This is a genomic window from Bradyrhizobium sp. (genome assembly GCF_049586575.1).
GTDB lineage: Bacteria > Pseudomonadota > Alphaproteobacteria > Rhizobiales > Xanthobacteraceae > Bradyrhizobium.
On sequence record NZ_JBAVCF010000221.1, the window covers coordinates 1 to 14514 of the forward strand.

Annotated in this window: 14 protein-coding genes and 1 pseudogene; 12 read left to right on the forward strand and 3 right to left on the reverse strand. The window is 61.5% G+C overall.

What is annotated here, in order from left to right; translation table 11 throughout:
* Positions 1-180 (reverse strand): annotated as a pseudogene (locus tag WB528_RS08500) (glycosyl transferase); the annotation flags it as partial.
* A gap of 192 nt (positions 181-372) precedes the next feature.
* Here WB528_RS08500 and WB528_RS08505 point away from each other — a divergent pair.
* The 4 genes from WB528_RS08505 to WB528_RS08520 all read left to right on the forward strand — a co-directional run bounded on the left by WB528_RS08505 (position 373) and on the right by WB528_RS08520 (position 4569).
* Positions 373-1536: a PA0069 family radical SAM protein gene (locus tag WB528_RS08505; protein ID WP_423887976.1), complete on the forward strand. Its 1164-nt coding sequence runs from the start codon at positions 373-375 to the stop codon at positions 1534-1536.
* Positions 1537-1714: 178 nt separating this feature from the next.
* Positions 1715-2062, forward strand: a complete 348-nt coding sequence (locus tag WB528_RS08510; RefSeq protein ID WP_423887977.1) for a GNAT family N-acetyltransferase — start codon at positions 1715-1717, stop codon at positions 2060-2062.
* Positions 2063-2209: 147 nt separating this feature from the next.
* A complete protein-coding gene (locus tag WB528_RS08515; protein WP_423887979.1) occupies positions 2210-2953 on the forward strand; it encodes a ribonuclease HII in 744 nt (247 codons plus the stop codon).
* Positions 2954-3060: 107 nt separating this feature from the next.
* Entirely contained in the window at positions 3061-4569 is a 1509-nt protein-coding gene (locus WB528_RS08520; protein WP_423887980.1) for a glycosyltransferase family 39 protein, read from the forward strand.
* 3 nt (positions 4570-4572) lie between these two features.
* Here the strand turns inward: WB528_RS08520 and WB528_RS08525 are convergent, their stop codons facing one another.
* Complete coding sequence (locus tag WB528_RS08525; RefSeq protein WP_423887981.1) at positions 4573-5403, reverse strand: uracil-DNA glycosylase; 831 nt, start codon at positions 5401-5403, stop codon at positions 4573-4575.
* A 365-nt stretch (positions 5404-5768) separates the two neighbouring features.
* Here WB528_RS08525 and WB528_RS08530 point away from each other — a divergent pair, with 365 nt between their 5' ends.
* The 3 genes from WB528_RS08530 to WB528_RS08540 all read left to right on the forward strand — a co-directional run bounded on the left by WB528_RS08530 (position 5769) and on the right by WB528_RS08540 (position 10647).
* A complete protein-coding gene (locus WB528_RS08530; protein WP_423887982.1) occupies positions 5769-7430 on the forward strand; it encodes an electron transfer flavoprotein-ubiquinone oxidoreductase in 1662 nt (553 codons plus the stop codon).
* 390 nt (positions 7431-7820) lie between these two features.
* Entirely contained in the window at positions 7821-9596 is a 1776-nt protein-coding gene (locus tag WB528_RS08535) for a tetratricopeptide repeat protein (protein ID WP_423887983.1), read from the forward strand.
* 124 nt (positions 9597-9720) lie between these two features.
* Positions 9721-10647: a 4-(cytidine 5'-diphospho)-2-C-methyl-D-erythritol kinase gene (locus tag WB528_RS08540; RefSeq protein WP_423887984.1), complete on the forward strand. Its 927-nt coding sequence runs from the start codon at positions 9721-9723 to the stop codon at positions 10645-10647.
* Between the two features lie 21 nt (positions 10648-10668).
* Here WB528_RS08540 and WB528_RS08545 read toward each other — a convergent pair whose 3' ends face one another.
* Positions 10669-11679 carry a polyprenyl synthetase family protein gene (locus WB528_RS08545; RefSeq protein WP_423887985.1) on the reverse strand — a complete coding sequence of 337 codons (1011 nt, stop codon included), beginning with the start codon at positions 11677-11679 and terminating at the stop codon, positions 10669-10671.
* A gap of 112 nt (positions 11680-11791) precedes the next feature.
* Here WB528_RS08545 and WB528_RS08550 point away from each other — a divergent pair, with 112 nt between their 5' ends.
* The 5 genes from WB528_RS08550 to WB528_RS08570 all read left to right on the forward strand — a co-directional run.
* Complete coding sequence (locus WB528_RS08550; protein WP_423887986.1) at positions 11792-12019, forward strand: DUF2007 domain-containing protein; 228 nt, start codon at positions 11792-11794, stop codon at positions 12017-12019.
* Positions 12012-12779 (forward strand): tRNA1(Val) (adenine(37)-N6)-methyltransferase, encoded by a 768-nt coding sequence (locus tag WB528_RS08555; protein WP_423887987.1) that lies wholly within the window; start codon positions 12012-12014, stop codon positions 12777-12779. The genes WB528_RS08550 and WB528_RS08555 overlap by 8 nt, the downstream gene beginning before the upstream one ends.
* A 302-nt stretch (positions 12780-13081) precedes the next feature.
* Positions 13082-13933, forward strand: coding sequence for a S49 family peptidase (locus WB528_RS08560; RefSeq protein WP_423887988.1), 852 nt, complete (start codon positions 13082-13084; stop codon positions 13931-13933).
* Between the two features lie 104 nt (positions 13934-14037).
* On the forward strand, positions 14038-14229 hold the full coding sequence (locus WB528_RS08565; RefSeq protein ID WP_423887990.1) for a hypothetical protein: 192 nt from the start codon (positions 14038-14040) through the stop codon (positions 14227-14229).
* 84 nt (positions 14230-14313) lie between these two features.
* Positions 14314-14514: glycine--tRNA ligase subunit alpha (locus WB528_RS08570; RefSeq protein ID WP_423887989.1), on the forward strand; the 201-nt coding region annotated here is incomplete at its 3' end.

Genomic DNA, 14514 nt, shown 5'->3' on the forward strand with positions numbered 1-14514 from the left:
CTCGAAGGCAAGATAGCGGCATCCCGCGACATCGGCCACCCGCTCGATCACGCCGCCGCCGCCGCGATCGACCAGCAGCACTTCGCGCACTACGCCGCTCGCCGCGCCCGGCACCAGCGGAGCCAACGTGGCGACGGTCGGATGTTCTGCACCCTCTGTCGGAATAATGACGCTCAGCATGATCTCAACGGTGGAAACCGTCAGAACCGTTATCACCTTGTCATATTCAGTTCAGCTTCAAATCGGCTCGGCGCTTTGCGGCGTTCGCGGCAGGGCGGGACGGACGGTTCTTCCGATTGGTTTTCGGTCGTCATCTTGTGGGTCAAGCGATCTTGTTCTTGATTTGTTCTTATTAGCTGTTATGTTCTGACCATGAGCCGAGCATCCTCACATGCGCTCAAGCACCCGCCGGTAACGGCGCCCTCCGAACCGGCGGGTGCGCCCTCTGCCTTTCCGGAGCTTGCGGTCGCTATCGAACGCGGACGACGGCGTGGCCGGGGCGCGCAATCCAACACCAGTGGCCGCTACGAGGCCGAAGCACGGATCGCGTTCGACGACGGCTGGCAGAGCCTTGAAGAGCTTCCGCCGTTCAAGACGACGGTGACGCTGGATACCTCGCGCAAGGTCATCGCGCGCAACGATTCCCCCGATATCGGCTTCGACCGCTCCATCAATCCCTACCGGGGATGCGAGCATGGCTGCGTCTATTGTTTCGCGCGCCCGACGCATGCCTATCTCGGTCTGTCGCCGGGGCTCGATTTCGAAACGAAGCTGCTGGCCAAGCCCGATGCGCCGCAGCTTCTGGAAAAGGAGCTAGCGGCGGAGAATTACGAGCCGCGCATGATCGCGATCGGCACCAACACCGATCCGTATCAGCCGATCGAGCGCGACCACAAGATCATGCGCGGGATTCTCGAAGTGCTGGATCGTGCCTCGCACCCGGTCGGCATCGTCACGAAATCGGCGCTGGTCGTCCGTGATATCGACATCCTGGCGCGGATGGCCAAGCGCAATCTCGCCAAGGTGGCGATTTCGGTGACGACGCTCGATCCGCAGCTTGCCCGTACGATGGAGCCGCGCGCCTCGACGCCGCCGCGGCGACTGGAGGCGCTGCGCCGATTGTCGGACGCTGGAATTCCGACCACCGTCATGGTCGCCCCGGTCATTCCCGCGCTGAACGACAGCGAAATCGAGCGCATTCTCGATGCGGCGGCCCATGCCGGCGTCAAGGAAGCAAGCTATGTCTTGTTGCGCCTGCCGCTTGAGGTACGCGATCTCTTTCGCGAATGGCTGATGGCGAACTATCCGGATCGCTATCGCCACGTCTTCACCCTGATCCGCGACATGCGCGGCGGGCGCGACTACGATTCGCAATGGGGTACGCGAATGAAAGGCACGGGTCCTATGGCCTGGATGATCGGGCGGCGGTTCGAAATTGCCTGCGAAAAACTCGGGCTCAACAAACGCCGGTCAAAGCTGACGACGGACCATTTCGCGCGGCCAAAACGCCGCGGAGAGCAGCTCAGTCTTTTCTAGTAGCGCTTCTCGGAATAGGTGAATTGTAGTATCGCGGCCCGATGGATAACGGACCAGCACCGGTCTTCGAAAAACAACCGCGCGTTATTTTGACGACGCCGCGGCTGATTTTGCGCACCGCTACCGAACCAGACATCGCGGTGATGTGTGGGAGCGAGTCCTGGGCGATAGCGAGGTGATGCGCTATGTCTTTCAGGGCGTGCTGATGACGCTCGAGCGAGCCGGTGAGGTGGTGCGAAAGTTTTTCACTTTCGGTCACAATCTTACGGGAATAGCCATTTTGATCGAGAAGTCCACGGCCGAAATTATTGGTTTCGCCGGGCTGTTTCCCTGCACGGCGCTCGGGGTAGACGATTTTGAAATCGGCTTCTTGCTTGCTCGTCAGGCCTGGGGTAGGGACATTGCCGTCGGGATTAGCCAAGCCCAACTTGCGTTCGGGTTCGAACAGCTTGGTAGCGGGCGATTGCTCGGCTTGGCCGGCCCGAAAAATAGGCCATCCATTCATGCCCCCAAAAAGTCGCGATGAGCTACCTGAAAGATATAACGGAACCCGGACGCGCAAACCGAAGTGTCTTTTGCATGGAGGCCGAAGAGTGACGCCGCTGCCAGAGAACAGCGGGCATAGGTTGATTTTTCGGTTGTGCGGTAGCCGGCGCTTGCGCACGATCCCGGCATGATTCGAGACAAGTCCGGCAAAACCAAAGAGAAGCTGCCGAAGGGCGTGATCGCGGTTGGGCCGCCGAGCTTTCGCCGTGAACGCGCGTTGATCAAGCAAGGCGTGTGGCCGGTTGCAGGCTGCGATGAAGCCGGACGTGGCCCGCTGGCGGGGCCTGTGGTCGCGGCTGCCGTCGTGCTCGACCCAAAGCGGATTCCCAAAGGCATCGACGATTCCAAGCGGCTGACGGCAGAACGCCGCGAGGAACTGTTCGAGGAGATCTGCGCGACCTCGTCGTTTTCGGTCGCCTTCGCCTCGCCGGCGCGGATCGATCGCGACAATATCCTGCGCGCCTCGTTATGGGCGCTCAAGCGCGCGGTCGAAGGTTTGGCGGTAGCGCCGAAACACGTCTTTGTCGATGGCCGCGATCGGCTCAACACCTGCTGTGACTGTGACGCTGTAATCGGCGGCGACGGGATCGTCGTGTCGATCGCAGCCGCATCCATCATCGCCAAGGTGACGCGGGATCGTCTGATGTGTGCGCTGGCCGAGGAATGCCCCGGCTATGGCTTTGAGTCCCACAAGGGCTACAGCGTGCCGGAGCATCTTGCGGCGCTTGACCGCCTGGGTCCCTCTGTTCACCACCGCCGCTTCTTTGCGCCCGTCGTTACCGCGCGGGAAAAGCACCAGCCGTGGACGATCGAGCGCAAGGCCGACCTGTTCGAAATTGTGGCAGAGCCTGCGGTTTCTGCGGCAGTCTGAGAAGAGTTGCCCCGGCGCTTGACGCACTTTATGACCATGCCTCGACCAGGTGAGCACTTCGGGATCGGGACACTGGTCAGCTTCATTAAAGGCAATCCGGCCGCCACATGCGCTTCACCTCTCTTGTTATTGAATTGATCCGCGCCCGGCCGAGGCTGGTCGTGTGGCTTGTGGTGGTATTGCAGGCGATCTTGTGGCTGCTGGTATCGCTGATTCTATACCGTAGCCCACCCGGAGATCTTGCCACCGTGCTCGCGCTTGGCCGCGAATATCGGGTTGGAACCGATCTTGGTCCGCCGCTCGCCTTCTGGCTGGCCGACATCGCGTTTCGCGCCGCGGGCAATCACGTGTTCGGCGTCTATCTGTTGGCACAGCTCTGTTCGATTGCCACGTTCTGGACATTGTATGTCTTGGCGCGCGCCACGGTGGGCGGGCAGCAAGCTGTGCTCGCGGTCCTCCTGACCATGACGGTGTTTGCGTTCAGCGCGCCCGGTCTCGAATTCGGACCCTTGGTGCTGGCGAGGCCGCTCTGGGCGCTGCTCTTGCTCCATTCCTGGCAATTGATCGGCCAGAACCGGCGTAACGCCTGGTTCGCGTGGTCCATCGAAGCCGGTCTCCTGTTGTTGACGATCTCGTCCGCAATCGCACTATTGGCATTCGTCGTCGGGTTTGCGCTCGCAACTTCGCGTGGCCGGCGCATCCTGATTTCGTTCGACGCGTTGTTTGCAGTTCTGGTCATCGCCGTTTTGGTGCTGCCGTATCTGATCTGGTTGATCCGCGCCGGCGCACCCGTCTTGCCGCATTTGCCGTCGATTGCCGACTTGACCGGCCGTGCGATTCACGGGGTCGATCTGCTAGGCGGTCTGCTGCTGGCTGCGTTGGGCATCGCGGTCGTGTCGGCGTTCAATTCCAGCTGGTTCGATCGTACCCGGGAAGAAGCCCCTGTCATTTTCCGGCCCGCGGTCGATCCGGTGGCGCGTGATTTCGTCTACTTCTTTGCGTTCGCGCCTGCGTTGTTCGGCTGCCTGATATCTGGCCTGTATGGTCTGGATCGCGTCGTGGGTGGGGCGGGTATTGCACTCTTGCTGTCGGGGCTGGCGGCCATCGTGGCGTGCGGCGACCTCATTCAACTGCGACGCCAGCGGACGTTACGCACGGTCTGGGCCGCCGTCATTCTTGCGCCGGCGCTCGCGGTCGTCGTGGCGTCGCTCTTTGTTCCCTGGACCATGGGTGGCGAGGTGACGACATCGTTGCCGGCAGCAGCCATCGGAAAGTTTTTCGACGACAGTTTTGAGCGGCGAACCAACCACCGTCTGTCGGCGGTGAGCGGCGATGCACAGCTTGCAACGTTGATAAGCTTAAGTCCGGCGCGTCCGCATCTTTTTCTCACAGCTATGCCGGAACGAACGCCATGGCTCAATCTGGATAAGTTCAATCGAACCGGCGGCGTCGTGGTTTGGCGCGCCTCCAATACGGACGGCACGCCTCCGCCCGATATCGCGCGGCTGTTTCCCGGGCTTGTGCCGGAAGTGCCGCAGGTCTTCGATCGGCTGGTGAACGGTCGGCAGCCGTTGTTGCGGGTCGGCTGGGCCATCGTGCGGCCGAAGGGGTCGTAGCCGTTACGACGTGATCTGCGCCAGCGCCTTGGAGATAGCGCGGAGGTCTTGCCAAGACAGCCGTTTGTAGGACGGCGAGCGCAACAGATACGCCGGATGGAACGTTGCCATCGCGCGGATCACGCGAGTTCCGGTGTCGTAGTTGAGCCAGCGGCCGCGCGTTTTCATGATTCCCTCGCGTGTCGACAGCAACGTCTGTGTCGAAGGGTTGCCCAGCGTCACCAGAATCTCCGGGTCGACCAGTTCGATCTGGCGCTGGATGAATGGCAGGCAGATCAGCGTTTCCTGCGGCGTTGGCGTCCGGTTGCCAGGCGGACGCCACGGAATGACATTGGCGATATATACCCTGGTGCGGTCGAGTCCGATCGCGGCGATCATCCGGTCGAGCAGTTTTCCCGAACGTCCGACGAAGGGCAGGCCTTCGATGTCTTCGTCGCGCCCCGGCGCCTCGCCGACAAACATGATGCGGGCCTTCGGGTTGCCGTCGGCAAATACCAAACGCGTGGCCGTGGACTTCAACGCACAGCCGTCGAACTTTTCCAGCATTTCGCGCAGGATTTCGAGCGAGCCTGCGGAGCGGGCCGCCTCCCGTGCCGTCGCAATCGCGGCGTCGGGTGCCAGCAACGGATCGGCCGCGGGCGTGACGGGCGTTGGCGCGGGTTTGATCAATCGAGCCGCGATTGTCTCGCCGGCACCGGAGGGCGCCTTGAGGGCTTCGTCTCGCCCGGAATCGGAGAGCCTGTCGACCGGTTCTTCGGAAAGCGCGCAGTCGACCCCCGCCTCCAAATAGAAGGCCAGCAATTGGGAGAGGGTGGGGGCAGGCTCAGGCGTCAACTTATTGATCTCGTATGGTTTTAGTGACCAATTCCGCATGGCGAACGCGCGCTTGCGATCGACATGAATTACCGATCAGAACTCTAGGCCGGATTGCGCTGCAACGGAACGCCCCCAGACCGCCGATCTGAAGTCCCTGCACCGCGAGCGGCAAGTTCTCCCCAGGGACTTCAGGTCGATAAGCGGTACTAGAATCATTGACTTGCTAGTGCCTATGGCTTTCCGAGGTTCGCAAAAGGTGTTGCCGAGGCGGAGTGCGAACTTCGGAAAGCAGGCACTAGGCGGCATTTCCATGGTTGTTCTTGCCGTGAAAATCGGAAACAAACATCCCAACGACGCATTTTTACCGAGCCTGAGATCAGACCATGAGCACCGAAGAATTGCCGCCGCGTGAATCCATGGAATTCGATGTCGTGATCGTCGGCGCCGGGCCGTCCGGGCTGGGCGCAGCCATCCGGCTGAAGCAACTCAACCCCGAACTCTCGGTGGTGGTGGTCGAGAAGGGGTCGGAAGTCGGCGCACACATTTTGTCAGGCGCGGTGATCGACCCCGTAGCGCTCGACAAGCTCTTGCCCGACTGGCGCGAGGATGCCGATTGTCCGCTCAAGACACGGGTCAAGGACGATTGCTTCTTCTGGTTCACCGAGACGAACGCGATCAAGCTGCCGAACTTCATCATGCCGCCACTGATGAACAACCACCATTGTTACATCGGCTCGCTCGGCCGGCTTTGCCGCTGGCTCGCGGCCAAGGCCGAAGCGCTCGGCGTTGAAATCTATCCGGGCTTCGCAGCGGTCGAAGTTCTCTATGACGACAAGGATGCGGTGCGCGGTGTCGCGACCGGCGACATGGGGATTGCGAAGGATGGCTCGCATAAGGCTTCATTCACTCGCGGCATGGAACTCTGCGGCAAATACACACTCTTTGCCGAGGGCGCGCGCGGCAGTCTGACCAAGCAACTGATCGCGAAGTTCGCGCTCGACGCCAACAGCCAGCCACCGAAATTCGGTATAGGGCTGAAGGAGGTCTGGCAGATCGATCCGGCTAAGCATCAGAAAGGCCTGGTTCAGCACGCGGTTGGCTGGCCTCTGAAGAACGACACTGGTGGCGGCCTGTTCTTCTATCATTATGACGAGAACCTCGTGTCGATCGGTTTTGTGGTTCACCTGAACTATGACGATCCGTATCTATCGCCCTTCGACGAGTTCCAGCGCGTCAAGATGCACCCGGCCGTTCGCTCCGTTCTGGAAGGCGGCAAGCGGCTTGCCTATGGCGCGCGCGCAATCACCGAAGGTGGTTATCAGTCAGTGCCGCGTCTGAGCTTCCCCGGTGGCGCTCTGATCGGCTGCGCGGCAGGTTTTGTGAACGTACCGCGCATCAAGGGCGTGCACAATGCGATGGGCAGCGGTATGCTTGCGGCCGAACACGTCCGCGCCGCGCTCGACGCAGGGCGTAGGAATGACGAGCTTGTCGAGTACGAAAACGCCTGGCGTTCGTCGGCAATAGGTAAGGACCTTTACCCCGTACGCAACGCCAAGCCGCTATTGTCGAAGTTCGGTACCTTCTTCGGCGCCGGACTCGGGATCTTCGACATGTGGTGCAACACGCTGTTCGGCGTCTCGCTGTTCGGCACCCAGTCGCACGCCAAGCCCGACCGCAAGACACTCGATCCGGCGAAGGTTCACGCGCCGATTGCCGCGCCAAAGCCGGACGGCAAGCTGACCTTCGACCGGCTGTCTTCAGTCTTTCTGTCGAATACCAATCACGAGGAGGACCAGCCGGTTCACCTCAAGGTCGCCGACATGAATCTGCAGAAGACGTCCGAGCACGATGTCTACGCCGGCCCGTCCAACCGTTATTGCCCGGCCGGCGTCTACGAGTGGGTGGAGGAGACCTCGGGCCCGCGATTCGTGATCAATGCCCAGAATTGCGTCCACTGCAAAACCTGTGACATCAAGGACCCGAACGGCAATATCACGTGGGTTCCACCGGAGGGCGGTGGTGGGCCCAATTACGAGGCAATGTGACCACGATTGCGTGACCGCGCAGGGCCTGCGGCCACGATGCTGCCATACTGAAAGCCTTTTGAGGCGCTGCGGCATGACTGGGATAGTTCTGCCAATCGATTTGCCATCCCGTATCCTTGCGGTTAGCCGCCAAAAGCGGCATTGTCGCACGACTTGATGCGCCGGCTAGTATAGTGGATTTGACGTTCGCTTCGGTGTCGCTGCGGGATTTCAAGCAAATGTCAAATCCGAAACCACACCAGAACTTGTATTTGCTGGTGCCCCTTTAGTTCTGACATTCGTAAACGAACCCGCCGCGATATGATACGAATGTCAGAACTGGGGCATTAGTCTTGCATTCGAGATTGTCAAACGATCCTGCCGTAAATCCTGGAGCCAAGGCGAACCGTGATGCTTTCCATCAAATTCAATCGCTCGGCGATTGCCGCTATCGCCTTCCTGGCGCTGCCCGTATCCGTGGCCGCCCAGACGCCTGAGCATCCTACCGACAACTCCGCGCTCTTTCCTTCTGCTCACGATCTGAAGATGTTGACGACCCCCGGCAGCTATCTTGCCGCCCGTCACGCCAGCGTCGAGCGGGATGCTGCGTCGGCCGCGACCTTCTACCGGTCGGCGCTCCGTAGCGATCCGAAAAACAATGAGCTTTTGGATCGCGCGTTTATTTCCTCGCTTGCGGATGGCGACATCGATGAAGCCGTCAGGCTCGCGGACCGTATTCTGGGAGTCGACAAGACCAATCGCGTCGCGCGGCTGGTGATCGGCGTGCGCGATCTCAAGCTAAAGAAATACACAAGCGCGCAATCCAATATCAACCAGTCGGTCCGTGGGCCGATTACCGACCTCGTCGCCACGTTGTTGTCGAGCTGGGCCGCTTACGGCGCCGGCGACGTTAAGGTGGCGGTCGCCAACATCGACAAGCTCGCCGGCCCGGAGTGGTATCCGATCTTCAAGGATCTGCATTCCGGAATGATCCTCGAGCTGGCGGGCAAGGAAAAAGATGCCGGTGTGAGGCTCGAGCGGGCCTACAAGCTTGAAGACTCGATGCTGCGCGTCTCGGACGACTATGCGCGCTGGCTATCGCGCAACAAGGACGCGGCTTCTGCGAAGGCGATCTATGAAGCCTTCGACAAGAAGTTGCCGCGGCATCCGCTGGTGCAGGAAGCGAAGCATGAGCTCGAAGCCGGCAAGAAGCTGCCGCCGATCGCGGATTCGCCGCAGGCCGGCGCCGCCGAGGCGCTCTACGGTATCGGGTCGACGTTGACCCGCCGCGGCGGCGAGGACCTCGCGCTCGTGTACTTGCAGCTCGCGCTCTATCTGGTGCCGAACCATCCGCTGGCATTGTTGTCGCTGGCCGATCTCTATGAATCGGTGAAGAAGCCGGCGATGGCGATCAAGATCTATGAGCGCGTGCCGTCAAGCTCGCCACTCAAGCGCAACGCGCAAATCCAGCTGGCCATCGATCTCGATGCAGCCGACCGCACCGACGACGCGATCAAGATCTTGAAGGGCGTCACGACGGACGATCCGAAGGATATCGAGGCCATCATGGCGCTCGGCAACATCGAGCGCGGCCGCAAGAAATTTGCCGACTGTAGTACGACGTACTCGCATGGCATCGATATCCTTCCGAAGGAAACCGACAAGAATGCCTGGGTTTACTACTACTACCGGGGTATCTGCGAGGAGCGCGACAAGCAGTGGAACAAGGCGGAAGCCGACATGCGCAAGGCGCTTGAGCTGCAACCCGAGCAGCCGCACGTGCTCAATTATCTCGGCTATTCCTGGATCGATCAGGGCATCAATCTCGACGAAGGCATGAAGATGATCAAGCGTGCCGTCGATCAGCGCCCCGATGACGGGTATATCGTGGACTCGCTGGGCTGGGCCTATTACCGCATCGGCAACTACGAAGATGCGGTGAAGAACCTGGAGCGGGCGATCGACCTCAAGCCCGAAGATCCCACCATCAACGATCACCTCGGCGATGCCTACTGGCGCGTCGGCCGCACGCTGGAAGCCAAATTCCAGTGGGCGCATGCCCGCGACCTGAAGCCGGAGCCGGAAGACCTGCCGAAGATCGAGGCAAAGATCGAGCATGGCCTGCCCGACGATACGTCCTCAGCGGCGTCCGCCGACAAGAAAAAAGAGGATGACAAGGGCGGTTAGGCCAACAAGCGCGCCGGGGCCGGTCGCGGCCTTGGCGCTACGCCCGGTATTCCCTGCTACTTGAATATTTGATACGCGGTTTTCGCGATCGTTTGCCCACGGTTTAATTGGATTCGCATTCGCTATGACTTCGGGTGGAACAACCGATGCAGCTGCCAAATCCTCCGCAAGCGAACTTGTCGAAGACGGGCGTGCCAAGGTCAATCTGACCCTTCGAGTGGTGGGGCGCCGTGTCGACGGCTACCACGATCTGGAAAGCGTCGTGGCTTTTGCCGATTGCGCGGACCGCCTTAGCTTCGTCCCCGGTGCAGAACTGCAGCTTGCGACCACGGGGCCGCTTGCGGAAGCCTGCGGCGAAGTTGCCGACAATTTGGTGCTCAAGGCGGCGCGGTTGCTCGGCGAGCGTGTGCCGGGCTTGAAGACCGGCGCTTTCACGCTCCACAAGGTTTTGCCTGTTGCGGCCGGGATCGGCGGCGGTTCGGCGGATGCCGCGGCTGCGCTGCGGTTGCTCGCACGGGCCAATGGCCTGGCGGCGGATGATGCGCGCCTGATTGAAGTTGCACGTTTGACCGGCGCCGACGTTCCGGTCTGCCTGGCGTCGCGCGCCTGCGTCATGACGGGGGTCGGCGAAAAGCTCTTGCCGCTAAAGCTGCCGAAGCTTGCCTGCGTGCTGGTCAATCCGCGCGTTGCGGTGGCGACCAAGGATGTGTTCAGGGCACTGGGTTTGCGTAACGGCGAATTGCTGGTCGGGGTCACCGACGTCATCCAGGCCATCGTCTGGCCCGAAGACGGCGCGCAGTCCAGCGACTGGATCGAGGCGTTTGCCTCCGAGACCAACGATCTCGAAGAACCGGCAATCCGAATTCAGCCCGTGATCGGCGAGGTGCTGTCAGCACTTGAAGAGGCCGGCAAGGCGCGGCTGGTGCGGATGTCGGGATCCGGGGCGACGTGTCTTGCGATTTTCGATGATGCGGCCGCAGCCGACGCCGCAGCTGGAAAAATCCAGCTCGCTTACCCGCAATGGTGGGTGCACGCGGGCACCTTGAGCTAGTGGTGCGTTGAACCAGCGGCCTTAGTGCGTTCGCGCCAGGCAGAATGCGACGACCTGCTCAAGCGCCGTCTTCATCGGAGAAGCCGGAAACAGCGCCAGCGCGTCGACCGCCATCGCGCCGTAATGCTGCGCTCGGTTGATGGTGTCCTCAAGCGCGCGGTGCTTGGTCATCAGCCCTACGGCATGATCGAGATCGCCGTCGCTGATCTCGCCGCGCTCCAGCGCCTTGCGCCAGAATTCGCGCTCGACGTCATTGCCGCGGCGGAATGCCAGAACCACCGGCAGCGTAATCTTGCCTTCGCGGAAATCGTCGCCGACATTCTTGCCGAGCTTGGCCGACTTGCCGCCATAGTCGAGCACGTCGTCGACGAGCTGGAATGCGATTCCGAGATTCATGCCGACCGAGCGGCAGGCGGTTTGCTCTTCCTTCGGCCGGTTGGCGATGACGGGGCCAACTTCGCAGGCGGCTGCGAACAATTCGGCGGTTTTGCCACGGATGACGGCAAGGTATTCGTCCTCGGTGGTAGCGGTGTTCTTTGCCGCCGCCAATTGCATCACCTCGCCCTCGGCGATGGTGGCCGCAGCCGACGACAGGATGTCGAGCGCGCGCAGCGAGCCGACCTCGACCATCATCCGGAAGGCCTGGCCAAGCAGAAAGTCGCCGACCAGGACGCTCGCCTCATTGCCCCACAGCATGCGGGCCGACAGCTTGCCGCGCCGCAATTCGCTCTCGTCCACCACGTCATCGTGCAACAGCGTTGCGGTATGCATGAACTCGACGGACGCCGCGAGCTTGATATGGCCGTCGCCGGAATAGCCCGTCAGACTGGCCATCGCCAGCGTCAGCATCGGGCGAAGCCTTTTGCCGCCCGATGAAATCAGGTGGTTTGCGACCTCCGGGATCATGGTGACTTCCGAGCCGGTTCGCGACAGGATGGTCGCGTTCACCCGCGCCATGTCGGCGGCCACCAACTCGACGAGCCTCTCGATGGAAGCGTCAGAGGGGCTTTCGAAGGGAACAATAACCGCCACACTAATCTCCAGATTTGCCTAACCGGCCATATCCTCGGATATAAGCATAGAAAGAGCCAGTTGGCGCGGCAACAACATGTTGTCAGGTAGCGGGAATAAAGGAGAAAGCAAGGTGCGGGAATTGGTTCGGACCAACGACATCGTGCTGGTTTCGGCGATCGGTGCGCTGCTCGATGGCGCGAATATTCATCACCTCGTGCTTGACCAGAATATGAGCATCATCGAGGGCTCGCTTGGCGTTTTGCCGCGCCGGATCCTCGTCCACGAGGAAGATAATAACCAGGCCCGCCAGATTCTCCGTGATGCCGGGCTGGCGCACGAGTTGCGGGCCGATGATTGAGCAGATCAGCGAGGTCACGGAGGACGCCTTTCTCGGCGGCAAGTTGCGCCTGCGCCAGCCGAAATCGGGCCATCGCGCCGGCCACGACGCGATGCTGCTTGCCGCCGCCACGCCGGCTCGGCCGGGCGATCGCGTGGTTGACTTCGGCGCCGGCGTGGGGGCTGCGGGTCTTGCGGTCGCCAAACGTGTCGCCGGGATCGAGCCGGTTCTGGTTGAGATCGATCAGGGGCTTATCGAGCTGGCGCGCGTCAACGCCATCGCCAATGCGATTGCGGCCGAGGTTCTCGTGCTTGACGTCACCTCGACGGCCGAGAAATTCGCGGCCGCGGGCCTGCTTCCCGATAGCGTGGACGTCGTACTGATGAACCCGCCGTTCAACGATGTCTCGCGGCACCGGGCCTCTCCGGACATCGCGCGGGCGATGGCCCATGTGGCGGCTGCGGAAACACTGGAGGGGTGGATTCATGCCGCCAGGCGAATTCTCAAATCAGGCGGCAACCTGGTACTGATCTGGCGCGCGGATGGTATTGCCGATGTTCTGGCGGCGCTCGGTCGCGGCTTTGGCAGTCTGATGCTTTTGCCGGTTCATGCCGACGCAGCGTCGCCGGCGATCCGCGTGCTGGTTCGGGCTACCAAGGGTGGGCGGGGGCCAACCTGCCTGCGTGCCGGGCTCGTGCTGAACGACGAGGCCGGTTGTCCCTCGCTCGATGCGAGAGCTGTTCTGGCGGGCGAAGGGCCATTGCCGCTGGCAATGCCGTGATGCGGTTGGAGCGTCGGCCGGAAGATTATTGCGAAATCGGCTTCGAGCCTTGTTTCGGCGTCGAAGTGAAATGAATCGCCGTGAAAAGGATACCGAACAGCGTCATCAGCAAATAGATTTTCATGGCGTGCCCCGCTGTGTCGTGATGGCTTGACCGGTCGCCTCGACGATACGTTCGAACTACAAGGGTGTTTCTTCGGTTCAATGACAGCCCCGTGATAAGAAACGGTTAATTTTGAGGTATTGGTATGGCGGAACGGTCCAGCGAAGGTCGGCAGTGGCCAGTCTCAATCGAAAAATGGATGAGCTGGATTCCAGCGCGGCTGCGGCCGGGCAGGGCGGTCGTCCCCGTGGTCCGTTTGTCCGGCGTGATCGGGGCGGTGACGCCGTTGCGGCCGGGAATGTCGCTTGCCGGTGTTGCGCGGATGCTCGAACGCGCTTTTGCCGTCAAGAATGCGAAAGCGGTAGCACTGCTGATCAACTCGCCCGGCGGCTCTCCGGTGCAGTCGCGGCAGATCTATTTGCGTATCCGCCAGCTCGCCGAAGAAAAGAAGCTTCCCGTTCTGGTGTTCGTGGAAGATGTCGCGGCCTCCGGCGGCTATATGATCGCGTGTGCCGGTGACGAAATCTTCTGCGACCCCTCGTCGATTCTCGGATCAATCGGCGTGGTTGGTGGCTCGTTCGGCTTTCAGGAATTGATCAAGAAGCTGGGCGTCGAGCGGCGGCTCTACACGGCGGGCACCCACAAGGCGATGCTCGATCCGTTCCTTCCTGAAAATCCGGACGACGTGGCCCGGCTCAAAGCGCTCCAGCGCGAGATCCATACGATCTTCATTGCGCTCGTGAAACAAAGCCGGGGCACGCGACTCAAAGGGGGCGATGATCTGCTCTTCACCGGCGAATACTGGGCTGGAGAGACCTCCGTATCGCTTGGCCTGGCGGACGCCATCGGCGATCTACGTTCGACGTTGCGCGCCCGTTATGGAGACAAGGTGCAAACGCCGCTGATCGCACCGGCGAGCGGCATGCTGTCCAGCCTGCTCGGGCGCCGGTCGCCGGGAGTTCTGGCCGCATGGGAGAGCGCATCCAGCCTTCCGGAAGAGGCCATTTCAGCCTTTGAGACCCGCGCAATTTGGGCGAAATTCGGGTTTTGATCGGTGTTACCGCGCCATTTCGCCCCGGCCTATCGGATTGCCGGATGAGCAAGCTTGAGCGAGAATGGCACCCAGGGGCGTGACCAATGGACGAGGATCGACCGATGCCGCCGCTTGTCGCATTCGCTGGCGCCCTTGGAGGGCTGGCTGTGGTTCGCTGGGCTTACCGGACTGCGCTCCGGGTGAGCCAGGAATTGGAGGAAGCCCGCTTGGCCAAGGCCGTCGAAACCGCCCGATCGAGCGAAATTCCGACGCTGCGGCGGGACCCCACCACCGGCGCTTACCGGCCAGGGTAATTGCCCATTGCCTTGATTCCTGAGGTCCTCGCCGATACGGTCCCGCGCGCCTGATCCGACCTCTCGCGAAGACCTGACCCGACGATGGATGCCTTGCCTGCGCATATGCGCCCGGAACGTTCGTTCCAGGGACTGATCCTGACGCTGCAGCGTTATTGGGCGGATTACGGCTGCGTGATCCTGCAGCCCTATGACATGGAGGTCGGCGCCGGCACCTTCCATCCGGCGACAACCTTGCGCGCGCTCGGCCCCAAGCCGTGGAATGCGGCCTATGTGCAGCCGTCG